The 24,773-nt window shown below is 60.7% G+C and carries 23 protein-coding genes; 13 read left to right on the top strand and 10 right to left on the bottom strand.

Features of this window, described 5'->3' with window-relative positions:
- Nucleotides 1–247: 247 nt before the first annotated feature.
- On the top strand, nt 248–550 hold the full coding sequence (locus AACV02_RS08270; protein ID WP_017530446.1) for a DUF2288 domain-containing protein: 303 nt from the start codon (nt 248–250) through the stop codon (nt 548–550).
- Between the two features lie 292 nt (nt 551–842).
- Here the strand turns inward: AACV02_RS08270 and AACV02_RS08275 are convergent, their stop codons facing one another.
- From AACV02_RS08275 to AACV02_RS08285, 3 genes are all read right to left on the bottom strand, one after another.
- On the bottom strand, nt 843–3,020 hold the full coding sequence (locus AACV02_RS08275; RefSeq protein ID WP_119738835.1) for a hypothetical protein: 2,178 nt from the start codon (nt 3,018–3,020) through the stop codon (nt 843–845).
- A 189-nt stretch (nt 3,021–3,209) separates the two neighbouring features.
- A complete protein-coding gene (locus AACV02_RS08280; RefSeq protein WP_106577101.1) occupies nt 3,210–5,474 on the bottom strand; it encodes a putative bifunctional diguanylate cyclase/phosphodiesterase in 2,265 nt (754 codons plus the stop codon).
- A 139-nt stretch (nt 5,475–5,613) separates the two neighbouring features.
- Nucleotides 5,614–5,979: a YkgJ family cysteine cluster protein gene (locus AACV02_RS08285; protein ID WP_106577100.1), complete on the bottom strand. Its 366-nt coding sequence runs from the start codon at nt 5,977–5,979 to the stop codon at nt 5,614–5,616.
- A 251-nt stretch (nt 5,980–6,230) separates the two neighbouring features.
- Between AACV02_RS08285 and AACV02_RS08290 the strand changes: the two genes are divergently transcribed.
- On the top strand, nt 6,231–7,577 hold the full coding sequence (locus AACV02_RS08290; protein ID WP_119738837.1) for a spinster family MFS transporter: 1,347 nt from the start codon (nt 6,231–6,233) through the stop codon (nt 7,575–7,577).
- A 157-nt stretch (nt 7,578–7,734) separates the two neighbouring features.
- Here AACV02_RS08290 and rapA read toward each other — a convergent pair whose 3' ends face one another.
- Nucleotides 7,735–10,581, bottom strand: a complete 2,847-nt coding sequence (gene rapA / locus AACV02_RS08295) for an RNA polymerase-associated protein RapA (RefSeq protein ID WP_106577097.1) — start codon at nt 10,579–10,581, stop codon at nt 7,735–7,737.
- 219 nt (nt 10,582–10,800) lie between these two features.
- Between rapA and AACV02_RS08300 the strand changes: the two genes are divergently transcribed.
- Nucleotides 10,801–11,142 carry an aspartate-semialdehyde dehydrogenase gene (locus tag AACV02_RS08300; RefSeq protein WP_106577096.1) on the top strand — a complete coding sequence of 114 codons (342 nt, stop codon included), beginning with the start codon at nt 10,801–10,803 and terminating at the stop codon, nt 11,140–11,142.
- On the opposite strand, the gene AACV02_RS08305 is transcribed toward AACV02_RS08300, so the two are convergent.
- The 3 genes from AACV02_RS08305 to AACV02_RS08315 form a co-directional block, all read right to left on the bottom strand.
- Nucleotides 11,139–12,320, bottom strand: a complete 1,182-nt coding sequence (locus tag AACV02_RS08305; RefSeq protein ID WP_119738839.1) for an aminotransferase class V-fold PLP-dependent enzyme — start codon at nt 12,318–12,320, stop codon at nt 11,139–11,141. The two genes, AACV02_RS08300 and AACV02_RS08305, sit on opposite strands and share 4 nt — an antisense overlap.
- Entirely contained in the window at nt 12,317–12,787 is a 471-nt protein-coding gene (locus AACV02_RS08310; RefSeq protein WP_119738841.1) for a RidA family protein, read from the bottom strand. Before AACV02_RS08310 ends, AACV02_RS08305 begins: the two co-directional genes overlap by 4 nt.
- Before the next feature lie 91 nt (nt 12,788–12,878).
- A complete protein-coding gene (locus AACV02_RS08315) occupies nt 12,879–13,751 on the bottom strand; it encodes a LysR substrate-binding domain-containing protein (RefSeq protein WP_119738843.1) in 873 nt (290 codons plus the stop codon).
- 133 nt (nt 13,752–13,884) lie between these two features.
- On the opposite strand from AACV02_RS08315, the gene AACV02_RS08320 reads away from it, so the two are divergent.
- Both AACV02_RS08320 and ccoM read left to right on the top strand, forming a co-directional pair.
- Entirely contained in the window at nt 13,885–14,046 is a 162-nt protein-coding gene (locus AACV02_RS08320) for a hypothetical protein (protein ID WP_017844811.1), read from the top strand.
- A 143-nt stretch (nt 14,047–14,189) separates the two neighbouring features.
- Complete coding sequence (gene ccoM, locus AACV02_RS08325) at nt 14,190–14,306, top strand: cytochrome c oxidase subunit CcoM (RefSeq protein WP_017137226.1); 117 nt, start codon at nt 14,190–14,192, stop codon at nt 14,304–14,306.
- A gap of 1,115 nt (nt 14,307–15,421) precedes the next feature.
- On the opposite strand, the gene AACV02_RS08330 is transcribed toward ccoM, so the two are convergent.
- On the bottom strand, nt 15,422–16,897 hold the full coding sequence (locus tag AACV02_RS08330; protein WP_106577092.1) for an inorganic phosphate transporter: 1,476 nt from the start codon (nt 16,895–16,897) through the stop codon (nt 15,422–15,424).
- A gap of 322 nt (nt 16,898–17,219) precedes the next feature.
- Nucleotides 17,220–17,420, bottom strand: coding sequence for a hypothetical protein (locus tag AACV02_RS08335; protein ID WP_057701255.1), 201 nt, complete (start codon nt 17,418–17,420; stop codon nt 17,220–17,222).
- Between the two features lie 46 nt (nt 17,421–17,466).
- On the opposite strand from AACV02_RS08335, the gene AACV02_RS08340 reads away from it, so the two are divergent.
- Nucleotides 17,467–17,706, top strand: coding sequence for a hypothetical protein (locus tag AACV02_RS08340; protein ID WP_124416644.1), 240 nt, complete (start codon nt 17,467–17,469; stop codon nt 17,704–17,706).
- Between the two features lie 21 nt (nt 17,707–17,727).
- Here AACV02_RS08340 and AACV02_RS08345 read toward each other — a convergent pair whose 3' ends face one another.
- Entirely contained in the window at nt 17,728–18,003 is a 276-nt protein-coding gene (locus tag AACV02_RS08345; protein ID WP_157986821.1) for a hypothetical protein, read from the bottom strand.
- Here AACV02_RS08345 and pcaR point away from each other — a divergent pair.
- The 7 genes from pcaR to pcaG all read left to right on the top strand — a co-directional run bounded on the left by pcaR (nt 17,992) and on the right by pcaG (nt 24,746).
- Complete coding sequence (pcaR, locus tag AACV02_RS08350; protein ID WP_106577091.1) at nt 17,992–18,834, top strand: pca regulon transcriptional regulator PcaR; 843 nt, start codon at nt 17,992–17,994, stop codon at nt 18,832–18,834. The genes AACV02_RS08345 and pcaR overlap by 12 nt on opposite strands.
- Nucleotides 18,835–18,980: 146 nt before the next feature.
- Nucleotides 18,981–20,321, top strand: coding sequence for an MFS transporter (locus AACV02_RS08355; RefSeq protein WP_119738845.1), 1,341 nt, complete (start codon nt 18,981–18,983; stop codon nt 20,319–20,321).
- Nucleotides 20,322–20,620: 299 nt separating this feature from the next.
- Nucleotides 20,621–21,478: a CoA transferase subunit A gene (locus AACV02_RS08360; protein ID WP_119738848.1), complete on the top strand. Its 858-nt coding sequence runs from the start codon at nt 20,621–20,623 to the stop codon at nt 21,476–21,478.
- The gene (locus tag AACV02_RS08365; protein ID WP_177410079.1) at nt 21,475–22,257 is read left to right on the top strand and encodes a CoA-transferase subunit beta; all 783 of its coding nucleotides are present in this window, start codon (nt 21,475–21,477) and stop codon (nt 22,255–22,257) included. The genes AACV02_RS08360 and AACV02_RS08365 overlap by 4 nt, the downstream gene beginning before the upstream one ends.
- A complete protein-coding gene (pcaF, locus tag AACV02_RS08370; protein ID WP_177410082.1) occupies nt 22,254–23,456 on the top strand; it encodes a 3-oxoadipyl-CoA thiolase in 1,203 nt (400 codons plus the stop codon). Before AACV02_RS08365 ends, pcaF begins: the two co-directional genes overlap by 4 nt.
- Before the next feature lie 17 nt (nt 23,457–23,473).
- A complete protein-coding gene (gene pcaH, locus AACV02_RS08375; protein WP_119738850.1) occupies nt 23,474–24,178 on the top strand; it encodes a protocatechuate 3,4-dioxygenase subunit beta in 705 nt (234 codons plus the stop codon).
- A gap of 1 nt (nt 24,179) precedes the next feature.
- The gene (pcaG, locus tag AACV02_RS08380; protein WP_119738852.1) at nt 24,180–24,746 is read left to right on the top strand and encodes a protocatechuate 3,4-dioxygenase subunit alpha; all 567 of its coding nucleotides are present in this window, start codon (nt 24,180–24,182) and stop codon (nt 24,744–24,746) included.
- Nucleotides 24,747–24,773: the final 27 nt, after the last annotated feature.

A 24,773-nucleotide genomic window follows, 5' to 3' on the forward strand; every position in this document is an offset into this window, starting at 1 on the left:
CCCTGGCAACTGTACCGGTACAGTGTAGAGCGCCGGTTGATCGCTTGAAAAGCTGGCTGCTGGGGGCAAACGCCGGGGATGTCGCTTTAATGAAAGAAAAAGACAGAATTGCGGCGGGGTGATGCCAGAGTTTCGGGCAATCCTTGGCTTTCCTGACACTTTCGTTCGATGCCTCATTTGCAACTGGGTTTTTCTGCCTGACGCCTGACGCTATGATTGCGCCGATTTTTTATTCAGGTGAATTCCCATGACGCAAGAACCTAGCACCCTCTATGCCAAGCTGCTCGGTGAAACCGCCGAAATTTCCTGGAAGGAGCTTGAACCGTTCTTTGCCAAGGGTGCCCTATTGTGGGTCGACGCCGGCCTGGATTTGATCGAAGCGGCCGAGGGAATGGCCGAGGATAACCGTGACAAAGTCGCTGCGTGGCTGGCTGCAGGTAGCCTGGGCGAGGTGTCTGCGACGCGGGCATTGGACCTGGTCGAGAGGGATCCAAGCCTGTGGGCGGTCGTGGTTTCGCCGTGGATTCTGATCCAGGAAAGGGCGGCGTAAGAAACCTGCGCACTAAAAAGGTGCGCTGCTCGGACCCTTGCAAGTGTGTAGCGGAGTAACCGCCGACGCCGTGATGGCACCTTGCCGTAGAGAAAGGTCACAGGTAAAGGTGACGTGCGCGTCACGGGAACAGTTTTGCGCGGGGCCGAAGGCTCGGGGAATTGTTTCTGGGTGTGGCAGGGATCAGGATTCTGCTTGTCTGGCGGGCCGCTATCGCAGGCAAGCCAGCGCCCACATTTGAAATGTATTCCAAGTGTGGGAACTGGCTTGCCCGCAATGGTCGCGACTCGGTCTAAGCCGTCTTGCCAGTATGGTTATTCAACGAAATAACCTTGGTCTTCCCAATCCGATGACGATAAATCTCACGCAAATACTTGATCGCCTTCTTCACGCAATCCCGTGACAGGCGAATATCGTTAATCGACACGAACTTCTCCTTGTCGTTAATCAACTCGCGGTACTTCTTCTCGTACATCGGCTTGATCGCGTACCAGTTGGTGTCGAGAATCTTCGCCGGGTTCTCGAACTCATTGAGCAACTCGTCAATCCGGTCCTCATCAAAGTCATCATGGATGATGAAGTCCAGGATCGAGTTATCCAGCGTGTCATCAAACCGGTACGGGTTACGCGCAAAGCAACGCTTGATGAACGCCACGATCAGCGTGAGGAAATCATCCGACAGGCACGGGCTCTTGGCGATCAGCGTGGTCAGCGACAGGTTGGCCGACGCGCCGATCACCAGGGCGTAACGCTTGAGCGTGGTGTTGGGGAACAGGCTGTTCAAATGAGTTTTGAGCCGGTTCAAGTCCATGTAGGACAGCTTGTAATCCTTGGGCAAGGACACAATCGACACCACCGACGAGCAGTTCTTGAAGAAGTGCAGGTCATGCAGCGCCGCCGCGTCATACCCGGAGTTCTTGTACTGCTCCAACGACGCTTTGTAGCGCTTGGACTCGATCGGCAAGAGGCTGATGCCCTCGATCGCCTGCGTCACTTTGTTGAAGTGCGGCAAATCAATCGAGCGGAAAAACAGGTCATCGATGTTCAGCCGCTGCGGCTCTTTATCGAACACCTTGAACTTGTCCCCCGAGGGCACCGGCGTCTCCGGCACCACCGATTCGGCGTAGGCAATCGCCACCGGCCCGGCCAGGCTCATGAACAAGTCGTTGGCATCCAGGCGGATGGTTTCGCCAATGTCGATGCCGGCCCGCCGGAAGTAGTTCTGGTCGTAGTCGGTGGTCACCGCCTGGGCCGTGAGGATGTTGAAGATCTGCTGCGAGATGTATTGGTTGGCGTGTTTTTCCATGGCATTGACGTCAATGTTCTGGATGTTGCCGTCATCGCTCTCTTCGGCGTAACGCATGATGTCGTTGGAGATCAGCATCATCGCGTTCCACGGCCGGATGCGGCCTTTCACGCTGGCTTCGCTGCTGTCTTCATTGTCGAAGTTGTATGAGAAATCCCATTCTTCCGACAGGTATTTGCACAACAGCCGCCCGGCGTTGATGTGCAGTGCCTCGGACATTTCGCTGCGGTGGTCGGAGATATTCGGCAGCACGCAAATGCCACTGGTGAAGATCGGCTCGAACACGAAGGCGTGGCCGCTCTTGCTGTCATGCTCGTCGGCCGGCTTGGTGTCGAACGTCTTGTTCATGTACGAGTGCTGCTGGGCCAGGCCGAACTCCGAGGCCATGCCCGAACCCGTACCGCCGCCGGCGCTGAAGATCGAGAAATACAGGCGCGACTGGTTGGCCTTGATGCCACAGGAGTCGATCAGGTAGGAGTGGATCATCTTCCAGTCGGGGCTGGAAAAACGCTGGGTGTCTTTGTTGAGGATGATCTTGGCCAGGTACTGGCCCAGGATCGGCGCGTTACCGGCGCCGCCAGCGTGCACTTCCGACAGGTCCATGATTTTCATTTTGCTGTAGTCGCGCAGGAAGCCGCTTTTTTCGCCCTTGCGCGAGAAACGGATGCGCCCGGCGATGTCTTTGTCCAGGTCGCCCAGCATGACCAGCGGCTCCACCAGGAACACGGGTTTGGTGGCCTTGCCACCACCCAGACGCAGGTTGTTTCGAATCCACTGGGCCGGGCTGTAGCCTTTATCGGCCGACTTGTCTTCGGTACTGAATTCGTTGAGGTAGAACTTGCGCGCGTTGTACACCAGCTCTGCCACGTCCAGGGCAATGTTGGAGCCGCAGCGGCCCAGGCCGATCAGGCACACCGACGGAAATTCCTGCTCATTGCGCGCATCGCCATCACCTTCCTGCTGGGGCAGGCGCGGGAACACCATGTCACGCAGGCCGTCGAGGTTGTCGAGGATGCGGTCGGTATTGGTTTCGGTGAAGTACAAGTACTGCTGGGTAGCCAACGGGCGGGCGCTGCTCAATGACTTCGCGGCTGGGAATTTTTCCGCCGGTGCTGTCGGCACTGCGTCGCAGATCTCGGAGACAGAATTATTGTTGGAAGTCATTGGGCGCCTGTACCTGGACGGATGGCCAAAAAAAGCACGGAGCCATCACTGAATGAGAGTTCGCGACTTCGCCGTGCCATCGGCGCAAGCGCGCCTACTGAACCAGGGCAACGCCACGTGGACTCTGATGAATCGGCCGTTCGTCGGCGTTCTTTAGGCAAATGATGGCTAAATGCCAAATATTCGGCGTCAGCGAATTGGCCTGACGATGGAAGGTGGGCCGATACGGCCGGTGACAGGGTCTTTGGGCGGTGTGGCGTCTTTGCTGCCTTCCACGCTGAAAGGGTAGAGCGGGTTACGCATCTGAATGCCCTGGATCACGCCAACCACATCGCTCAAAGGCACCGCTGGGCTCAGCAAGTAGCCCTGAATGAAGTCACAGCCATGGTTGAGCAGCAGTTCGAATTGCGCCTGGGTTTCCACGCCTTCGGTGACAACGTGCAGGTGCAGCGTGTGGGCCATGCCGATAATCGCCTGGACGATTTCGATATCGGCAGTCGATTTGGGAATGTCCTGAATAAAGGAGCGGTCGATCTTCAACGTATTGAGCGGCAGGCGCTTGAGGTAGGCCAGTGACGAGTAGCCAGTGCCGAAGTCGTCAATCGCCAGCGACACGCCCAGTGCCCGGATTTGCCGCAACAGCGCGAGCGTGCTGCTGATGTTGCCCATCAGGGCGTTTTCGGTGACTTCCAGTTCCAGGCGCCCGGCGGCGATGCCGGCGAAGCGCAGGGCGTCTTCGATTTCATCCGCCAGTTCGTCACGCGCCAAGTTGAGGGCCGAACAGTTCACGGCCATGGTCAGCTCGGTATAGCCGCGGTCAGACAGCAGGCTCAAATCGTGGCACGCCTGGCGTAATACCCAGTGGTCCAGTTCGGCAATCAGCCCGTTGCTTTCTGCAATGGCGATAAACCGGTCCGGCGCCAGCAGCCCGTGTTGCGGGTGTTGCCAGCGCACCAGGGCTTCCAGGCGGGTAACCTTGCCGAGTTTCATGTCGAAGATCGGCTGATAAAACAGGACCAGCTGGTTGCGCGTGCGCAGGGCGGCGCGCAGCTCTTCTTCCAGTTGCAGTTCGAGAAACGCGCGGGTTTTGAGGTTGGAACTGAAAAAGTTCAGGCTGTTGCGCCCGGTGTCTTTGGACTGGTAAAGCGCCAGGTCGGCGGTTTTCAGCAGCTCCTCACAGGTCACGCCGTCATCGGGAAACAGGCTGATGCCAATGCTGGTGGTCATTACCATGCGCCGGCCGGCCAGTTCGATCGGCTCTTTCATCTTCTGCATGATGCGCTGCGCCATATGCCGCGCTTCGTCACGATGGTGAATGCTGATCAGGATGCAGAACTCATCGCCGCCAAAGCGCGCGACCACATCGTCATGGCTGCGTACAGAGCCCTTGATATGCCCGGCCAACACGGTAAGTAACTGGTCCCCGGCATCATGCCCAAGGCTGTCGTTGATGCGCTTGAAGTGATCGATATCGAGGAAAATCACCGCCATCATGCCGTGGCTTGCAGTTTTTTCGGCGACTTTCTCCGCAAAAATCTGATTGAAACCGCGGCGGTTGAGCAGGCTGGTAAGCGCGTCAAAGTGCGCTACCTGTTGCAGCGAGGCGCGGGCCTGGTCCAGTTCGCTGAGCAGCGCGTTGACCCGGCGCAGGTCGCGTTCCTTGTGCTGCAGTTTCTTGTCGGCCAGTGCTGCACTGACGCTGCTGCCAATCACCAACAGGGTGATCACGGCCACGGACAGACCAAGCTGGATGGGGTTGTTGTCCAGTGGCAAGGCGAGGTCCGCGCCGTTGGGCACCAGCATTTGCATGGCCGCCATGCCGGTGAAGTGCATGCTCAGGATCCCGGCGCCCAGCACCAGGCTGGCGGCGTATTTGAGCAATTGATGGAACACCCCGGCGCCGTTGCGCAGGTAGCACGACAACAGCAGCGCGGCCAGGCTGGCGCCAATGGCGATGCCCACCGACGCCAGGAACAGCCCCGAGTCGAAGTACACCTTTGCCTGGGAGCGCATGGCCGACATGCCGACGTAGTGCATCAAGGCAATGCCCAGCCCCATCCATACCGATGCCAGCAGGTATTGATGAAAGCGCAAATGAGCGTGACTGAGGGTTTGCATGGCAAACAACGAGGCAATCAGGGCGATCACCAGTGAGGCGAACGTCATGAGCAATTCGTAATGAATGGCGATAGGTGCCTGGAAGGCCAGCATGCTGATGAAGTGAGTCGACCAGATGCCGCCTGCCAGGCATCCGGCCCCCAGCCAGCGCCAGTGGCGGCGGGCAGTAGGGTCTTCCACGTGGCCGACGCGCTCAGCCATGTCCAGGGTTCCGAACCCTGCTGCACAAGCGACCAGGTACGCCAGCAGCACCAGAAAGGGGTTATGACTGCAATTGAGTAATAAATGCCCGTTATCTGGAAGCTCGGTAAAAAAATACATACCTCGCCATTCCATAGCATGTCCCGTCAAAGTCAGTACGTCATTGCCTACAGCAATGGCCTATGACCTCGAGTATAGAAGCCTCGCGGGATTTGCCAGGAATAATGGCACTTTGCTCTGAATGATTTTGGCATGCCCACCATAGCGTTTGATGCTAAGCGCTGATCGGCAGCTCGAACTCGAAGGGCGCCTCGAGGGGCGGCAAGCCAAAGGCGGCGCGTGCCGTGTCGCAATCGACGTTCTGTTCACCCTGGCTCCACGACGCGTCGAACTCGCGACACGGGCTCGAACGCTGCTCATAAATCGTGCAACGGGTGCCTTTGCCGACTTCACCCTCAAGGCTGCAGCAACGCGCGGGTTTTTGGTCGGTGCCGATCATCGCCACGCGCGTGGGATTGATCTGCACCACCAGGTCATCGGGCACAGTACCCCCCGATGAGGCGCACTCACCCCAGAAAAAAGACACACGAAAGTGTGAACAGCAGGCACCGCAACTCAGACACGGACTGGCTTCGGACATGGGCGTCATCGATAAGAAAAGTAGGATGTGGGTGTTACGGAAGGCTCGCCATTCTATCCTTGGCGTTGCCGTTGGGAAGGGGGGCGTGAACTTATATTTTTGTAGGCGAAGTCCCGTGATACCGGGTGAAATCATGCCCTATCAGCTTTACGAATCATTACAGACAACCGGCACCTGCCTGACTATGTTGCAGGTACCGGGCAGGATGCATCGGGCATCGCAGCTCTCATAACAATAAAAGAGACGGACCCATGCAGAACTCGACCCAAGCGGCGAATGCCTGGCGCATTCTGTTCCTGCTGTTCCTGGCCAACCTGTTCAATTTCTTCGACCGCACCATCCCCGCGATCATCATCGAACCCATCCGTATGGAATGGCACCTGAGCGACTTTCAGCTCGGCATCATCGGCACCGCCTTCACCATCGTCTATGCCATCGCCGGTTTGCCGCTGGGCCGCCTGGCCGACACCGGTTCGCGCAGCAAGCTAATGGGCTGGGGCTTGTTTGCCTGGAGCGGGCTCACGGCTATTAATGGCATGGTCGGCAGTTTCTGGACCTTCCTGCTGGTGCGCATGGGCATCGGCATTGGCGAAGCCAGCTACGCGCCGGCGGCCAACTCACTGATCGGCGACCTGTTTCCCGCTCACCGCCGCGCCCGCGCCATGGGCATTTTCATGCTGGGCCTGCCGTTGGGCCTGCTGCTGGCGTTCTTCACCATCGGCGCGATGGTCAAGGCGTTCGACAGCTGGCGCGCGCCGTTCTTTATCGCCGCCGTGCCGGGGCTGATCCTGGCGGTGTTCATGTTCTATATCAAGGAACCCAAGCGCGGCGCGGCCGAAACCGTGCAGGTCTCGCAGGAACGCGTCGATCGCCCGATCCGCCGCGTGCTGGCGGTGCCGACCTTCCTGTGGCTGGTGCTGGCCGGGCTGTGCTTCAACTTCGCCACCTATGCGTGCAACTCGTTTCTGGTGCCGATGTTGCAGCGCTACTTCCTGATGCCGTTGCAGGAGGCGGCGGTTGCCACTGGCGTAATCGTTGGCGTCACCGGCCTGGTGGGCCTGACGTTGGGCGGCTGGATTGCCGACAAGATCCATCAGCGCATCGCCAATGGCCGACTGCTGTTCGCGGCCTGCAGCTTGATCATCTCCACCGTCACCACCGCGTGGGCGTTGCACGCCGGACGCATCGAGATTGGTGTGTTTGTGGCGCTGTTCAGTGTGGGCTGGCTGTTCGCCTACAACTTCTATACCTGCGTGTACACGGCGATTCAGGATGTGGTTGAGCCGCGCCTGCGGGCCACGGCGATGGCGCTGTTCTTCGCCGGGTTGTACCTGTTGGGCGGCGGCATGGGGCCGATTGTGGTGGGTGGGCTGTCTGATCACTTTGCCCATTCGGCGATGTATGCCGATGGCGCGGCGCAGATGACCGAAGCTTATAAAGCAGTGGGGCTGCACGACGCCATGTACCTGATTCCAGTGGCGCTGTTTTTGACCCTGCTGTTTCTGTTCCAGGCGTCGCGCAGTTTTGTGCGCGATGCCAAGCGCATGAAAGATGGGTTGGAAGCGGTAGAGGTGCCGGCTGCGGCGGCTACCGCTTGATACCGAGTTGACCCTGTCGCAGGCAAGCCCGCTCCCACATTTGAAGGTATTCACACATCAAAATGTGGGAGCGGGCTTGGCCGCGATGAGGCCCTCAAGCCAAACACAAAAAGGCCCGCATTGCGCGGGCCTTCTTTTTAGCAGGGCAGGGCGGTGATCAACCCGCCACCAGCACCCGAATTGCTTCCAGTCGCAGCGCCGCTTTGTCGAGCATGGCCAAACCTTGCTCGCGTTGCTGACGCAGGGCAACCAGCTCGCTGTCACGCACGGTCGGGTTGACCGCTTGCAACGCGGTCAGGCGCGCAAGCTCTTCGTCGGTGTCCGCCGCCAGTCGGCGCTTGGCCTCGGCCACACGCTCGGCGTGGCGCGGGGTGATCTTCTCTTCACCGGCGTTGATGCGCGGCGTGAGTTGGTCACGCTGAGCCTGCACGAACTTGTTGGCGCTGGCGCGTGGCACGCTTTCGAGCTGGTCGTTCAGGGTTTCAAACGACACGCGGCCGGACAGGTCATTGCCATTGGCATCCAGCAGGCAGCGCAGGGCTGCCGGTGGCAAGTAGCGGCCCAGTTGCAAGGAGCGCGGCGCAACCACTTCACTCACGTACAGCAATTCGAGCAACACGGTGCCCGGCTTGAGCGCCTTGTTCTTGATCAGCGCCACGGCGGTGTTGCCCATCGAACCGGACAGCACCAGGTCCATGCCGCCCTGCACCATCGGGTGTTCCCAGGTGATGAACTGCATGTCTTCGCGCGACAGCGCCTGGTTACGGTCGTAGGTGATGGTCACACCTTCGTCGTCGCCCAGCGGGAAGCTGGCGTCGAGCATTTTTTCGCTGGGCTTGAGGATCAGCGCGTTTTCCGAATGGTCTTCGCTGTCGATGCCAAAGGCGTCGAACAGGGTTTCCATGTAGATCGGCAGGGCAAACTGGTCGTCTTGCTCCAGGATGGCCTCTACCAGCGCATCGCCTTCACCCGCGCCGCCGGAGTTGAGCTCCAGCAAGCGATCGCGGCCGGTGTGCAGCTCTTGCTCCAGGCGCTCGCGCTCGGCACGGGCCTCGTCGATCAGGGCTTGCCACTCGCCATCGTCGGCGTTTTCCAGCAACGGCAGCAGGCGCGGGCCGAACTGATGTTGCAGGGCGTTGCCGGTCGGGCAGGTGTTGAGGAACGCGTTCAGCGCTTCGTGGTACCACTGGAACAGGCGCTCTTGCGGGCTGGTTTCCAGGTACGGCACGTGCAATTCAATCACGTGCTTCTGACCGATCCGGTCCAGACGCCCGATCCGCTGTTCCAGCAGGTCAGGGTGGGACGGCAGGTCGAACAGCACCAAGTGGTGAGAGAACTGGAAGTTGCGGCCTTCACTGCCGATTTCCGAGCAGATCAGCACCTGGGCGCCGAACTCTTCGTCGGCGAAGTAAGCGGCGGCGCGGTCACGCTCGAGGATGTTCATGCCCTCGTGGAACACCGTGGCCGGAATGCCGGAACGCACGCGCAGGGCGTCTTCCAGGTCCATGGCGGTTTCGGCGTGGGCGCAGATCACCAGCACTTTGGTGCGCTTGAGCATTTTCAGCTGATCGATCAGCCACTCCACGCGTGGGTCGAAGCGCCACCAACGGTTTTCTTCATCCACGTCCGGCTGCGACTGGAAGCTGACTTCCGGGTACAGCTCGGCGTGTTCGCCCAGCGGCAACTCGAGGTATTCGTCCGGGTTCGGCAGCGGGTAGGCGTGCAGTTTGCGCTCCGGAAAACCTTGCACGGCAGCCCGGGTGTTACGGAACAGCACGCGGCCGGTGCCGTGGCGGTCGAGCAGCTCACGCACCAGGCGCGCACTGGCTTCGGTGTCGCCATCGTTGACGGCGGTGAGCAGCGCTTCACCTTCGTCGCCGAGGAAACCCTGGATGGTCTTGTGTGCGGTCGGCGACAGGCGGCCCTTGTCCAGCAGCTCCTGCACGGCTTCGGCCACCGGGCGATAGTTCTCGCTTTCGGCGCGGAAGGCGTGCAGGTCGTGGAAGCGGTTCGGGTCCAGCAGGCGCAGGCGCGCAAAGTGGCTGTCCTGACCCAGTTGCTCCGGCGTGGCGGTCAGCAGCAGCACGCCAGGAATCACCTCGGCGAGTTGCTCGACCAGCGAATACTCCGGGCTGGCCTTGTCTTCATGCCAAACCAGGTGGTGGGCTTCGTCGACCACCAGCAAGTCCCAGCCGGCCGCGAACAGCGCGTCCTGGGCCTTCTCGTCGTCCACCAGCCATTCCAGGGCCACAAGGGCCAACTGGGTGTCTTCGAACGGGTTGGTGGCATCGCTTTCGATGAAGCGTTCTTCGTCGAACAGCGCGACCTGCAGGTTGAAGCGGCGGCGCATTTCCACCAGCCACTGATGCTGCAGGTTTTCCGGCACCAGGATCAGCACGCGGCTGGCGCGACCGGAAAGCAGCTGGCGATGGATCACCAGGCCAGCTTCGATGGTCTTGCCCAGGCCCACTTCGTCAGCCAGCAATACCCGCGGCGCGATACGGTCAGCGACTTCACGGGCGATGTGCAGTTGGTGAGCAATAGGTTGCGCACGCACGCCACCCAAGCCCCACAGCGAGGACTGCAGTTGGCGGCTGGTGTGTTCCAGGGTGTGGTAACGCAGCGAGAACCAGGCCAGCGGGTCGATCTGGCCGGCGAACAGACGGTCGCTGGCCAGGCGGAACTGGATGAAGTTGGACAGTTGGGTTTCCGGCAGGGTGACCTGCTCGTTCTGCCCATTGAGGCCGTGGTAAACCAGCAGGCCATCGACGTCGTCGACTTCCTGTACGGTCATTTTCCAGCCTTCGAAATGGGTGATCGAATCACCCGGCGAAAACCTCACGCGAGTGAGGGGCGCATTCCGTAGCGCATACTGACGAGTGTCGCCAGTGGCCGGATAGAGCACGGTCAACAAGCGGCCGTCCTGTGCCAGAACGGTGCCTAACCCCAGCTCTGCTTCGCTGTCACTAATCCAGCGTTGCCCCGGTTGATACTGCTGCGCCATGCTGCCTGACTCCCGCCGTGAAAAAGCCGACTATCTTAACGGAACAAGGCCCTCAGCCAAAGGACTCTGACAAAAACTACTCCGTTAACGCGCGGGTTCGAAAGCTGGATCGACGGGTGGCGGGCACTTGCGAGTGTCGACTGGGTCACAGCTTGGCGAGCTTGAGCTCAAGTCGCCCTGCAACCCGCCGACAGCCTGTTGATCAGGAGAATAATTATTATGCTGCCACCCATGCTGCCCGTCAGCGTTGTGCCGGTCACGTCACAACTTGACCCGGTGCGTCAGAAGCCGGATATCCCGCCCGTGGTGCCAGTGCAAGCGGGCTCCAACGAAAGCACGATCGACCTGAAAAAGGGCGATGCCGAGCAGTCAACCTTGCTGCTGCGCGAGGAACAGCGCCGCCAGCAGGAACAGCAGAAGCGCCGGCGCGAAGCCGATGAAGACCCCGAAGTACACCTGGCGATCCCCGGCGATGTGCTTAACGCCGACAACACCGTGCCGGTGGTGCCGCTGATCGAAGATGCGCCGCGCCAGGGCCTGTGGGTGGACGTCGAGGTTTAGTCACGCAATTCGCGTAGCGCGCTGATCAGCAGTTCAATGTCGTGTTCGGTGTTGAGCGGGCTGACCGACACGCGCGCAACGCTCGTCAGCCCTCGCGCCTGCATGTCCAGCGGCGTGTAGCCTACGCCATTTGCGCCGATGTTGATTCGCTTCAGCCCCAGGCGTCGTTTGAGTTCGAAGGCGTCCCAGCCTGCGAGGTTGAAGGCGATCAGTCCTGAATGCGCCGTGCCCAGGTCGTGAAGGGAAACCCCCGGCAGCTGACGCAATGCTTCACGGATTCGCTCACTGAGTTGTAAGACCCTTTCCCACGTGTGCTCCACGCCCAGTCGATTCGCCTCCTGCAACGCATTGCCCAAGCCAGCCAACAAGGCAAAAGACACCTCGCTGGTTTCAAAGCGCCGGGCGTCATCGCGCAGGTCGAAGCCTTCGGCGGTCCAGGGTGCGGAAAACACATCGCGCTGGGCGGGATTGAGCTGCGAGAGGAAATCCGGTCGCACATACAGTAACGCCGTGCCGCGTGGCCCACGCAAGTGTTTGCGGCCGGCCGACTTGAGCACATCGCAGTGCAGCGCCTGCACATCCACCGGCAGTTGGCCGACCGCTTGGCCGGCGTCGATGAAATAGGCAATGGCGTGGCGCCTGGCCACTACGCCGATCGCCTGGGCAGGGTTGATCACGCCGCCGTTGGCCGGCAGCCAGGTCAAGTCGATCAGCTTGACCCTGGCATCAATCATCGACTCCAGCGCCACCGGGCAGACTGCGCCGGTTTCATCGCAGGGAATGACTTCTATCCGTGCGCCGGCTTGCACCGCCTGTTGCATGCTCGCCAGGTTGCCGCCCCATTCGTGGCGACCGACCAGAATGCGCTCGCCAGGTTGCCATGGGCCCAAGGCCTGGAAGGCCATGCTCCAGGCGCTTGAGCCGCTGCTGGCGAATGCGATCGACGAGGTCGGTGCATTGAGCAGTTGCGCGGCCGCACGGCGGGCCTTTTCTACCAGCACGGCACCCTGCTCGCCGGCCTCCATCGGGCCGTTGCGGGCTTCGCGTTGCAACTGGTCGATGATTGCGTCCAGTGTGGCCTGGCTGGGCAGTGAGGCACCCGCGTGATTAAAGTGCACGATGCCCGACTGGCAGCCGGGCGTTGAGTCGCGCAGCTGCTGGACTTCGAGCGGGCTCACGGCTGCAACTCGAAAATCGCATCAACCTCCACCGCCACGCCGGCCGGCAGGCTGGACACACCGACGGCAGTCCGCACATGCCGGCCTTTGTCACCCAGGGCGTTGACCACCAGGTTCGATGCGCCATTGGCGACCACGCTTTGGCGCTGGAAATCGCCGCTGCTGGCAATGAACACACCCAGGCGCAGAATGCGCACCACACGCGACAGATCATCACCGACGGCATCGCTCAATTGCCCCAATAGGCCCAGCGCCGCCAACTCTGCCGCCTGGGCGCCTTCTTCATCGCTGAGGGTTTCGCCTAACCGGCCGATGTAGGCCGGTTTGCCATCGATCATGGGAATTTGCCCAGAGATAAACAGCTGGTTCTGGCTGATCACATGGTTGATGTAGTTGGCCGCCGGCTGGCTGGGCGTTGGCAGCGTCAGGCCAAGGGCTTGCACGCGTTGGCGAAGGGAGTCGCGCATGTTGAATCCTCTAGGGGGAGTAAGGTTTCAGCATGTGGGCTGAGCCGTCGGGCGACAAACGGATAGAACTCACCTGACGTATCGAAAAAATTCACGCGTTGCGGCAGGCGTCCCTCAACCACTGGCTGAAGCATTCGGCCGCGTCGCTGGCGGGGCCTTTGGGCGCGATCAGCCAGTAGCCGATTTCGCTGTGATAGGGCGGCCGGTCGAAGGCTTCCACCAGGCTGCCCTCCTGCAGCTTGCGCTCGATCAGACGGTGCCGGCCCATGGCGATGCCCTGGCCGGCCACGGCGGCTTCGACCACGATGTTGTAGTCGTGCAGCATCACGCGGGGGTGGTGCTCGAGGTCGACGTGATAATGCGCGCACCAGTCCGTCCATTCGAAGGGACGGTGCGAGGTGGCCATCAATAACGCGCCATTGTGCAGTTGGCCGGCCTTGAAGGCCGGGCTGCACACCGGCGAGATCACTTCGGGCATCAGGCGGGTGGCGTGTACGTCCGGCCAATCGCCTTTGCCATAGCGGATGGCCAGATCCACCTCGGCCGCGGCGACGTTGGCCAATTGAATCGCCGGCAGCAACTCGACCTGGATATGCGGGTAACGGTTGAGAAAGCCGGCCAGGCGTGGGGCCAGCCACAGGGTGGCGAAGGATGCCAGCAGGCCGACGCGTAGCACGGTGGTAGCGGACGTGGTTTTTTGGGCGCGCGTGGCGGCGGCGAGGGTGTCGAGGGCGGGGCGGATGTCGGCGTAGTAACGTTGGCCGTCGGCGGTCAGGTCTATCGCGCGGGTGCGGCGGATAAACAGCGGTTTGCCCAGATGCTGTTCGAGTTTGTGCACCTGGTGGCTCAGGGCACTTTGGGTGACCGACAGCTCGTTCGCCGCCTTGATAAAACTCAAGTGCCGCGCGACGGCCTCGAAGGCGCGCAGGGCCAGCAGCGGCGGAAGGTCCTTGTGCAGTGCCACCTGAGTGCGCCTCCTGAGTCGAGTGGGAAGGGTCGATTTTGGGCGATGCCCTGCATTTTGTCGCCCGCTGATTTGCCGTTGGGCGGGGGAGGCCGCATTATTGGGCCATTCCCGCCACAACGTAAGCCAAGCCATGAGTGATGACGACAAGCTGATTGACCTGAATGCCGAACGCGCCAAACGCGTGCATGACCTTAATGACAAGCGCCTGAATGAAGTGCGCCAGGCGTTTGAGCAAGCGATGCCACTGGGCAAAGTTAAGAAAAAGCCGAAGAACAAACCGAAAAAGCGTTGAAACAACCTGCATCTGTTGATGCAGGTCAGTTATTGCCCTTCTTTACGCCCCGTTGCGGGCGACGTTGATCCTCGTCAATTTTCCAATCCGCCTTCTCCCTTAACTTAGCCCTATCGCAACAGGGCACGAGCAGGAGGCCGGTCATGTTTTTCGATAATGTAGTGTTTGCCGGAGTGTTGACTGTCAGCCTCATGGTGTTGTTTTTTGTAGGGTTTGGAATTTTTATCTGGAAGGACGCTAATAAGCGTAAAGAACCGTAAGTTCTTCTGGGTTATATGAGCACGCAAGGCATTTTGGGCGACTTCGGTCGCCCTTTTTTTTGGCCGCGGTTTTAGGGGGTATGTCCGTTGCTGCGGTAACGGCGGCTGGGGGTTCCGCTCTTACAGCGGGTCACTTTGGAAAAGCCCCAAAGTAACCAAAGGGCTCTTGCCCCACCACTCGGCACCTCGCCTAGGCTCGGTGTGCCCTCACTCCGGCTTGAATCCGTGGGCCGCCGTGACGGGCCATCCATGGCCCAACACGGCTAACCCGGCGTCCTGCCGGGTTACCCACGGATTCAAGCCTGCGTTCGGCCAGCGTGGTTTAACGGGGCGCCTAAGATCAAAGTCAAAAGCAGATCAAGATCAACAGCAGAGCACGGCGGCCTGGTAGCCGACCTTAGTGGTTGAAGCAAAAGCACAGCAACAGCAGATCAACACCACATCAACCTGATACACAGAGATCCAAATGTGGGAGCGGGCTTGCTCGCGAAGGCGGTGGGTCAGTTAGCTCATGTGTAACTGACACACCGCCTTCGCGAGCAAGCCCGCTCCCACAGTTTGACCGAGTACAGACCGCCACCACCGCACTGCTTGGCTTTTCTGTGGGAGCTGGCTTGCCTGCGATGCAGGCACCTCGGTCTATCAGGCACACCCAGTAGATGCCATCGCAGGCAAGCCAGCTCCCACCTTTGATTGAGTTCAGCTTCCAAGATCAGGTCGGCTACCAGGCCGGCGTGCTCTGCTGTTGATCTTGATCTGCTTTTGACTTTGATCTTGGGCGCCCCGTTAAACCACGCTGGCCGAACGCAGGTAGTACGGAGCGGCTAAACCGGCAGGACGCCGGTTTAGCCGCGACGGGGCAGGGACGCCCCGTCGCGGCGGCCCGCTCCGTAGTACCGGAGTGAGGGCACACCGAGCCTAGGCGAGGGGCCGAGTGGTGGGGCAAGAGCCCTTTGGTTACTTTGGGGCTTTTCCAAAGTGACCCGCCGTAAGGGCGGAACCCAAAGCAGCCATCACCCAAACAACGGATATTCACACTAACCCGCAGCCCAAAAAAAAGGCGCGACCCCCATCAGAGATCGCGCCTTCTTTATCAGCCGCAGCCTAGTAGCCTATCAACTACCCAACGCCTTGGACGCCAACCAGAACAACCCGGCCGACAAGCCCACCGTCGCTGGCAAGGTCAACACCCAAGCCATCAGAATGGTCTTCACCGTACCACCCTGCAGGCCGCTTTTATTGGCAACCATGGTCCCGGCAACACCGGACGACAGCACATGGGTAGTCGAAACCGGCAGGCTAAAGATGTTGGCCAGGCCAATCATGCTCGCCGTGGTGATCTGCGCCGACATGCCCTGGGCATACGTCATGCCCTGCTTGCCGATCTTCTCGCCGATGGTCAGCACCACACGCTTCCAACCCACCATCGTGCCCAGGCCCAACGCCAATGCCACCGCCAGGATCACCCAGAACGGCGCGTACTCGGTCGTGGCAGTCAGGTCTTTACGCAGCTTGTCCAGGTCGGACTTCTTACGCGCATCCAGGCCCGGCAGCTTGCCGACTTTCTTCGCGGTGTCGTCCAGGCACAGCAGGTAGCGGCGCACTTCGATACGGTGCTCGGAGGTCAGCGAGTGGTAGTCCGAGACACCTTTCAAAGTCTCCATCAGCGCGCTGATGGTGGGCTCGGTCTGCTGCGGGTTGCACTGGAACTTGCCCGGCAGGTCATCCTTCACGCTTTTGCCCAGTGCCAGGAACTCGCCGAGGGTGGCGTTGTTACGCTGGTAGAACTGGCTCAAGTGCACGGTGGCGTCACGGGTGCGCTCGATCTGGTAGGTGGTGCTGCCCAGGTCGAGTACGAACTGCGCCGGCACGATACCGATCAGCACCAGCATGATCAGGCCGATACCTTTCTGACCATCGTTGGAGCCGTGCACAAAGCTCACGGCCATCGCGGAAATTACCAGCACCAGGCGGTTCCAGAACGGCGGGTGTTTCTTGTCGTCGAGCTTGCGGCGCTGGTCCGGGGTCTTGTGCATCTTCGACAGCGGGCGCCACCATTTCAGGCCAAGCAGCACCAGGGCTGCGACCAGGAAACCGGCCATCGGCGAGAACACCAGCGATGCGCCGATATCGATCGCTTTCTGCCAGTTCACACCGTCAGCCAGCGGAATATCGTTGATCAGGGCATTGGCCAGGCCGACACCCAGGATCGAGCCGATCAGGGTGTGGGAACTGGAGGCCGGGATACCGAAGTACCAGGTGCCCAGGTTCCAGGTGATCGCCGCTGCGAGCAAAGAGAAGACCATAGCCAGACCATGGCCGGTGTTCACATTGATCAGCAACTCCACCGGCAGCAAATGCACGATGGCGTACGCGACACCGACACCACCGAGCAACACGCCGAGGAAGTTGAACACCCCGGAGAAGAACACGGCCAGGTGCGGCGGCATGGCTTTGGTATAGATGACAGTGGCCACCGCGTTAGCGGTGTCATGAAAGCCATTGATGAACTCGAAGGCGAGGACAAAGGCCAGGGCGAGCAACAGGCTCACTAGAACCCACGCATCCAGTCCGCTGAATAAATCGATCATGAAGGTTTTCTGACCCGGTCGTAAGGGGGCGCGATTATGCCAGAAAACCTCAGTAATCGATGCACTAGCTGCTCATCGGTAACAATCTTCATTGAAAAAAAACCGGGCAGGGGTGCGCATCCCAGGGTTTTCGGGGCTTTGGCAAGTCTTTGATTTATAAAGCGCGGGGTCGAAAATGCGGGTTTTTTTGACCGAATTGTCACATTTGAAACATTTGTACGAAATTTCGTTCAAGGCTGTAGGAGCCTGATTAAATCAGGTTGCCCGCCGCTGGCAATGCGCCAGCGGCGGTGGCAAAACCTTGAAGCTCAAATCGAAGCGCTTATGGCTCTTCGGTTTTGAGTTCCTGTTCAATCTTTTGGATTTCCTGGGCAAATGCCTGATCGAGCAAACTGGCTCGTTTGCGCCAGGGCTTGCGCTCGGGCTCAGGCTGGGCGGCGTAGGTGGTGATTTCCCCGCCGTAAACGTCCTTGTAACGTTGCTCCTGGCGCTCAAGTTCCGCGCGCAGTTCGTCTTTCGTCACAGTGTTACCTAATTGAGTTGAGTGTATTGAATGTGCAGCGCCACGCTTGAAAGTCGTCCTCGGGCTGTTTCAAGTTGAACAGGCGAACTGTTCAAGTTTGAAAGAAGGCACCAGGGGCAAAACGTTTAAGCGGATACGTGTGACCGGCGATGCTGGAACGCTGCAAAGCCTGGCGAGCTCCAATCCCGATTATTGTTACCGGGCCGACCTCTGCACAGGTTGCATTATAGCGGCGTATTTGAATAACACTATCGGCGTGAAGTTAAAAAGCGTCAACGTTGCGTGAGGGTTTTGTTACATACAGGTGTCAGACTTTTCGAAAAAAACCGGGTCGAGGTTCTGCACTTTTATAAATGTCGGATGGCTGCTCAAACGTGAGCGATCCCTTCGGCGCATCCGTTAAGTGTGCTCGTTCGTTGAGCGCCATTGCGGGACCAGCAAATTGCGATAATCGCATGATCGTCCGATAATCGCCCAAAGTTGCTGGCCCCGCCTTGTGCATTCTGGCCAGCGCGGCTTGTAATAGCGGCCAACCCTCCCAGCGGTTGAAAACAAGAGAAAGGACCCTGAAATGAACGATCAATTGCGCAACTCCTTCGCGTCAGTGGCGCCGCCGATCGTGGCGTCCCCGGCCAAGCGCATCCAGGCGTTTACCGGTGATCCGGACTTCATGACTTCCCTGGCCCGTGGCCTGGCCGTGGTGCAGGCCTTCCAGGAGCGCAAGCGCCACCTGACCATCGCCCAGATCAGCCACCGCACTGAAATCCCCCGCGCCGCGGTGCGTCGTTGCCTGCACACGTTGATCAAGCTCGGCTACGCCACCACCGACGGGCGGACCTATTCACTGTTGCCCAAAGTCCTGACCCTTGGGCACGCCTATTTATCTTCTACACCACTGGCGGTGTCGGCCCAGCCTTATCTTGATCGCATGAGCGAGCAACTGCATGAAGCCTGCAACATGGCGACGCTGGAGGGCGACGACATCCTCTATATCGCCCGGTCAGCCACCACCCAGCGCCTGATTTCCGTGGATTTGTCGGTGGGCGGGCGCTTGCCGGCGTACTGCACGTCCATGGGCCGCATTCTGCTCGCGGCACTCGACGATGCCTCGCTGCAGGACTACCTCGACCACGCCGACCTGCAAACCAAGACCAGCCGCACCCTGACCACCGCCGACGCGTTGTTCGAATGCCTGCAGCAAGTACGCCAGCAGGGCTGGTGCATTGTCGATCAGGAGTTGGAGCAGGGCCTGCGTTCCATCGCCGTGCCGGTGTACGACGCGTCCGGCCAAGTGCTGGCCGCACTCAACGTGAGTACTCACGCCGGTCGCGTCAGCCGCAGCGAGCTGGAGCAGCGTTTCCTGCCGAGCATGCTCAGCGCGAGCCGCGAGCTGAGTGCGCAACTGTTTGCCTAAGTGTTCGATGACCGCACAGATCCCGGCTTGATCAATTGACGGTGTTTCCCCTGGCTTATTAATGTGCGGCAGCGCTATCAGCGCCGCCCCAATAATAATGACGACCTCAGGTCGTTCGCCCGCCCATCGGTGTGGAAATAACAATAATGAATCAGCCCTCTGTCGGTACTAACCTGGACGTGCAGTCCTTTATCAATGCCCAGCCGTTGTCACGCTACCAATGGCGCGTGGTGATCCTGTGTTTCCTGATTGTCTTCCTCGACGGGCTCGACACCGCCGCCATGGGCTTTATCGCGCCCGCCCTTTCGCAGGACTGGGGCATCGACCGCGCCAGCCTCGGCCCGGTGATGAGCGCCGCATTGATCGGCATGGTGTTCGGCGCGCTGGGCTCCGGCCCGTTGGCCGACCGCTTCGGGCGCAAAGTGGTGCTGGTGAGTGCGGTGCTGGTGTTTGGCGCGTTCAGCCTGGCCTCGGCCTACAGCACTCACGTCGACCAGTTGCTGGTGTTGCGTTTCCTCACCGGGCTGGGCCTGGGCGCGGGGATGCCGAATGCCACCACGCTGCTCTCCGAGTACACGCCCGAGCGTCACAAGTCGTTGCTGGTCACCAGCATGTTCTGTGGGTTCAACCTGGGCATGGCCGGTGGCGGATTTATCTCGGCCAAGCTGATTCCAGCGTTCGGCTGGCACAGCTTGCTGATGATTGGCGGCATCCTGCCGTTGATCCTGGCGGTGGTGCTGTTGGTGTGGTTGCCGGAATCGGCGCGCTACCTCGTGGTGCGCAATCGTGGCACCGACAAGGTGCGCAAAACCTTGTCACCCATCGAGCCCAACCTCGTCGCCCGCGCCACCAGCTTCAGCGTGCCCGAGCAAAAAACCGTCAAGGCGCGCAACGTGTTCGCGGTAATTTTCTCCGGCACTTACAGCGCCGGCACCTTGTTGCTGTGGCTCACCTACTTTATGGGCCTGGTGATCGTGTACCTGCTGACCAGTTGGTTGCCGACCCTGATGCGCGACAGCGGCGCCAGCATGGAACAGGCTGCGTTTATCGGCGCGCTCTTCCAGTTTGGTGGCGTGTTGAGTGCGGTCGGCGTGGGCTGGGCGATGGACCGGTTCAATCCGCACAAGGTCATCGGCACTTTCTATCTGCTGGCCGGGGTGTTCGCCTACGCGGTGGGGCAGAGCCTGGGCAATATCACGTTGCTGGCTACCTTGGTGCTGGTTGCCGGGATGTGCGTCAACGGTGCGCAATCGGCGATGCCGTCACTGGCCGCACGCTTCTACCCGACCCAAGGCCGCGCTACCGGCGTGTCGTGGATGCTCGGCATCGGCCGCTTTGGCGCGATCCTCGGTGCGTGGATGGGCGCAACGTTGCTGGGGTTGGGCTGGAACTTCGAGCAGGTGCTGACGGCGCTGGTGATTCCGGCGGCACTGGCCACGGCGGCCGTGCTGATCAAGGGCATGGTCAGCCATGCGGACGCGACCTGAGGCTTTACCCGATCTTGTGGCTGCCGGCGCCTCTGTGGGAGCTGGCTTGCCTGCGATTGCATCAACTCAGTTCACCTGCCGAACCGAGTCGTTTGCATCGCAGGCAAGCCAGCTCCCACATGGACTAAGCCCAGTTGAGTTTCAGTGTTTCGTACAAAGATTAGCTAGGCAACAATCCGTTCGATAATCGAACACTGAGTCGATTATCGGATTGTTCGACCCCTTTCCCCGGCTTAATGTTCAGGCACTTGGGCGCCACCTCAGCGCCTTTTTCGATCAACACCGGGAGCCCCAACCCCATGGCTGAAATCCTTGCGCTGCGCGACGCGGTGAAGCACTTCGTGAATGACGGCGACACCGTCGCGCTGGAAGGCTTCACCCACCTGATCCCTACGGCGGCGGGTCATGAAATCATTCGTCAGGGCAAGAAAGACCTGACGCTGGTGCGTATGACGCCTGACTTGATCTACGACCAGTTGATCGGGGCCGGCTGCGCCCGCAAGTTGATTTTCTCCTGGGGCGGCAACCCCGGCGTAGGCTCCCTGCATCGCCTGCGCGACGCGGTCGAGAAGCAATGGCCGCAACCGCTGGAGATCGAAGAACACAGCCACGCCGACCTGGCCAATGCCTACGTCGCCGGTGCATCCGGCCTGTCGTTTGCGGTGCTGCGCGCCTACGCCGGTTCTGACTTGCCCAAGGTCAACCCGCTGATCAAAACCGTGACCTGCCCGTTCACCGGCGAAGTGCTGGCGGCGGTGCCGTCGGTTCGCCCGGACGTCACCGTGATCCATGCACAGAAGGCTGACCGCAAGGGCAACGTGTTGCTCTGGGGCATTCTCGGTGTGCAGAAAGAAGCGGCCCTGGCGGCCAAGCGCTGCATCGTCACCGTCGAAGAGATCGTTGACGACCTGAATGCGCCGATGAACAGCTGCGTGCTGCCGACCTGGGCGTTGACGGCGGTGTGTCATGTACCCGGTGGCGCGCATCCGTCCTACGCCCACGGCTACAACGAGCGTGATAACCGCTTCTATCAGGCGTGGGACCCGATCGCTCGTGATCGTGGGACATTTACCGCCTGGATCGACGAATACATCCACGGCACTGCCGACTTCCGTGAATTCCAGGCCAAGCTGGCCACCGCGCAGGAGGCCAAGTGATGGCTTACTCCACCAATGAAATGATGACCGTCGCCGCCGCGCGTCGCCTCAAGAACGGCTCGGTGTGCTTCGTCGGCATCGGCTTGCCTTCCAAGGCTGCCAACCTGGCGCGCCTGACCTCATCACCCGACGTGGTGCTGATCTACGAATCGGGCCCGATTGGCGCCAAGCCCAGCGTCTTGCCGCTGTCCATCGGCGACGGCGAACTGGCAGAAACCGCTGACACCGTGGTGCCGACCGGCGAGATTTTCCGCTACTGGCTGCAAGGCGGGCGCATCGACGTCGGTTTTCTCGGCGCGGCCCAGGTCGACCGATTCGGCAATATCAACACCACCGTGGTCGGTGACTATCACCAGCCCAAAGTGCGCCTGCCGGGTGCCGGTGGCGCGCCGGAGATTGCCGGCTCGGCCAAGAGCGTGCTGATCATCCTCAAGCAGTCGGCGCGTTCGTTTGTCGACAAGCTGGACTTCATCACCTCCGTCGGCCATGGCGAAGGCGGTGACTCACGCAAGCGCCTGGGTCTGCCAGGCGCCGGCCCTGTAGGGATTATTACCGACCTGTGCATCATGGAGCCGGAAGAGGGCAGCCATGAATTTGTGGTCACCGCGCTGCACCCCGGCGTCACCCGCGAACAAGTGATCGCGGCCACCGGTTGGGCGATTCGGTTTGCCGATCAAGTAAGCACCACCGACGCACCGACGGACATCGAACTCAAGGCTCTGCGTGATCTCGAAGCCCGCACTGCCGCCGCCCATGGCCAAGCGCCAGGAGAAGCCTGATGCGTGACGTATTTATCTGTGATGCCATTCGCACGCCCATCGGCCGCTTTGGCGGTGGTTTGTCCACGGTGCGTGCCGATGACCTGGCGGCCTTGCCGATCAAGGCCCTGATCGAGCGCAACCCCCAGGTGGAGTGGGCGGCGGTGGATGAAGTGTTCCTCGGTTGTGCCAACCAGGCCGGCGAGGACAACCGCAACGTCGCGCGCATGGCCCTGCTGTTGGCGGGCCTGCCGCAGAGCATTCCCGGCGTGACCCTCAACCGTTTGTGCGCCTCGGGCATGGACGCGATTGGCACGGCATTCCGTGCCATCGCCAGCGGCGAAATGGAGCTGGCGATTGCCGGCGGCGTTGAGTCGATGTCCCGCGCACCGTTCGTGATGGGCAAGGCTGATGCGGCGTTTTCACGCAACATGAAGCTTGAAGACACCACCATCGGCTGGCGTTTTATCAACCCGTTGATGAAGGCCCAATACGGTGTGGACGCGATGCCGCAGACCGCCGATAACGTCGCCGACGACTACAACGTGTCCCGCGCCGACCAGGACGCTTTTGCCCTGCGCAGCCAGCAACGTACCGCCGCTGCGCAAGCCGCCGGGTTTTTCGCCGAAGAAATCGTGCCGGTGCGCGTCGCGCATAAAAAAGGCGAGACCGTGGTCGAGCAGGATGAGCATCCACGGGACACAACCCTGGAAGCCCTGGCCAAACTCAAACCGGTGAATGGCCCGGACAAGACCGTCACCGCCGGCAACGCCTCGGGCGTGAATGACGGTGCGGCGGCGCTGATTCTGGCCTCGGCCGAGGCCGTGAAAAAACATGGCCTCACCGCCCGCGCCCGTGTGTTGGGCATGGCCAGTGCCGGTGTGGCACCGCGCGTGATGGGCATCGGCCCGGTGCCGGCGGTGCGCAAACTGGTGGAGCGCCTTGGTCTGGCGGTTACCGACTTTGATGTCATCGAACTCAACGAAGCCTTCGCCAGCCAGGGCCTGGCAGTGCTGCGTGAGTTGGGCATCGCCGACGACGCCCCGCAAGTGAACCCGAACGGCGGCGCCATCGCCCTCGGCCACCCGCTGGGCATGAGCGGCGCGCGGTTGGTGTTGACGGCGTTGCACCAATTGGAAAAAACCGGCGGCCGCAGAGGCCTGGCCACTATGTGTGTGGGCGTCGGCCAAGGTTTGGCCCTGGCGATTGAACGCGTCTAATAAAAGAGGATGGCTCCATGAGTGACAAGCCCGGATACCGGCGCCCGCAAGCGGGCACTCAACCCGATTATCTGCACCCGGCCTACCAGTCGACGAACTTGCGTTCGCCGTCTCAGCCGTTGGTGTTTCTGCCGCATTCCTTGTCGGAGATCACCGGCCCGAGCATCGGCGCCGAACGCGTCAATGAGAAGGACAACGACCTGACTGCCCAGCACGAGGGCGAGCCTCAGGGCGAGCGCATCATCATTCATGGCCGCGTGCTGGATGAAAACGGCCTGCCGGTGCCGGGCATTCTGGTGGAGATCTGGCAAGCCAACGCTGCCGGTCGCTACAACCACAAGCGTGACCTGCATGACGCGCCACTGGACCCGAACTTCACCGGCACCGGCCGCACCGTCACTGACGCGCAGGGCTGGTACCAGTTCCAGACCATCAAGCCCGGCGCCTACCCGTGGGGCAACCACCACAACGCGTGGCGCCCGGCACATATCCATTTTTCGCTGTTTGGCCCCAGCGTGCTGACGCGCTTGGTCACGCAGATGTACTTCCCCGGTGACCCGCTGCTGGAATACGACCCGATCTACAACTGCGTGCCGGACACCTCGGCCAAGCAGCGCTTGATCGCCAGCTTCGACCTGGAGAAAACCATTCCTTCCTATGCCCTCGGCTACCGCTGGGACATCGTCCTGCGCGGCCGCGACGCCACGCCGATGGAGAAATGAGATGAGCCTTTACGCGACCACGTCCCACACCGTCGGGCCGTATTACCACATTGGCCTGACCTGGCTGAACCGCGAAGACCTGACCGTGCCGGCCACCCTTGGCGAACGCGTGGCGATCAGTGGGCAAGTGGTGGACGGCAACGGTGATGTCGTCAACGACGCCATGCTTGAAGTCTGGCAGGCCAATGCTGCGGGCAAATACGATCACCCGGAAGATGAACAGGCCAAAGCCGTCGATCCCAACTTCGAAGGCTTTGGCCGAGTGCCGGTGGATGCCCAAGGGCGCTTTCGCTTTACCACGATCAAGCCGGGCAGCGTGCCGGGGCTTGCGGGTACGACCCAGGCGCCGCACCTGGTGGTGCTGGTATTTGCGCGTGGGCTGGTGAAGCACTTGCTGACACGGATTTATTTTGACGGTGAAGCGTTGAATGGCGAAGACCCGTTGCTGGCGTGTGTGCCGGCTGAGCGTCGCGGCACCCTGATTGCCAAGGCGGATGCGGGCGGTGTGTATCAGTGGAATGTGATTTTGCAGGGCACAGACAAGGAAACGGTGTTCTTCGATTACTGAGGTGGCCTGAAACCTGTCGCAGGTAAG

The organism is Pseudomonas sp. Larv2_ips (assembly GCF_963879675.1).
GTDB lineage: Bacteria > Pseudomonadota > Gammaproteobacteria > Pseudomonadales > Pseudomonadaceae > Aquipseudomonas.

Coding starts and splice junctions, on each gene's coding strand:
- AACV02_RS08270 (WP_017530446.1), top strand. CDS start 248: ATGACGCAAGAACCTAGCACCCTCTATGCCAAGCTGCTCGGTGAAACC.
- AACV02_RS08275 (WP_119738835.1), bottom strand. CDS start 3,020: ATGACTTCCAACAATAATTCTGTCTCCGAGATCTGCGACGCAGTGCCG.
- AACV02_RS08280 (WP_106577101.1), bottom strand. CDS start 5,474: ATGGAATGGCGAGGTATGTATTTTTTTACCGAGCTTCCAGATAACGGG.
- AACV02_RS08285 (WP_106577100.1), bottom strand. CDS start 5,979: ATGTCCGAAGCCAGTCCGTGTCTGAGTTGCGGTGCCTGCTGTTCACAC.
- AACV02_RS08290 (WP_119738837.1), top strand. CDS start 6,231: ATGCAGAACTCGACCCAAGCGGCGAATGCCTGGCGCATTCTGTTCCTG.
- rapA (WP_106577097.1), bottom strand. CDS start 10,581: ATGGCGCAGCAGTATCAACCGGGGCAACGCTGGATTAGTGACAGCGAA.
- AACV02_RS08300 (WP_106577096.1), top strand. CDS start 10,801: ATGCTGCCACCCATGCTGCCCGTCAGCGTTGTGCCGGTCACGTCACAA.
- AACV02_RS08310 (WP_119738841.1), bottom strand. CDS start 12,787: ATGCGCGACTCCCTTCGCCAACGCGTGCAAGCCCTTGGCCTGACGCTG.
- AACV02_RS08320 (WP_017844811.1), top strand. CDS start 13,885: ATGAGTGATGACGACAAGCTGATTGACCTGAATGCCGAACGCGCCAAA.
- ccoM (WP_017137226.1), top strand. CDS start 14,190: ATGTTTTTCGATAATGTAGTGTTTGCCGGAGTGTTGACTGTCAGCCTC.
- AACV02_RS08330 (WP_106577092.1), bottom strand. CDS start 16,897: ATGATCGATTTATTCAGCGGACTGGATGCGTGGGTTCTAGTGAGCCTG.
- pcaR (WP_106577091.1), top strand. CDS start 17,992: ATGAACGATCAATTGCGCAACTCCTTCGCGTCAGTGGCGCCGCCGATC.
- AACV02_RS08355 (WP_119738845.1), top strand. CDS start 18,981: ATGAATCAGCCCTCTGTCGGTACTAACCTGGACGTGCAGTCCTTTATC.
- AACV02_RS08360 (WP_119738848.1), top strand. CDS start 20,621: ATGGCTGAAATCCTTGCGCTGCGCGACGCGGTGAAGCACTTCGTGAAT.
- pcaH (WP_119738850.1), top strand. CDS start 23,474: ATGAGTGACAAGCCCGGATACCGGCGCCCGCAAGCGGGCACTCAACCC.
- pcaG (WP_119738852.1), top strand. CDS start 24,180: ATGAGCCTTTACGCGACCACGTCCCACACCGTCGGGCCGTATTACCAC.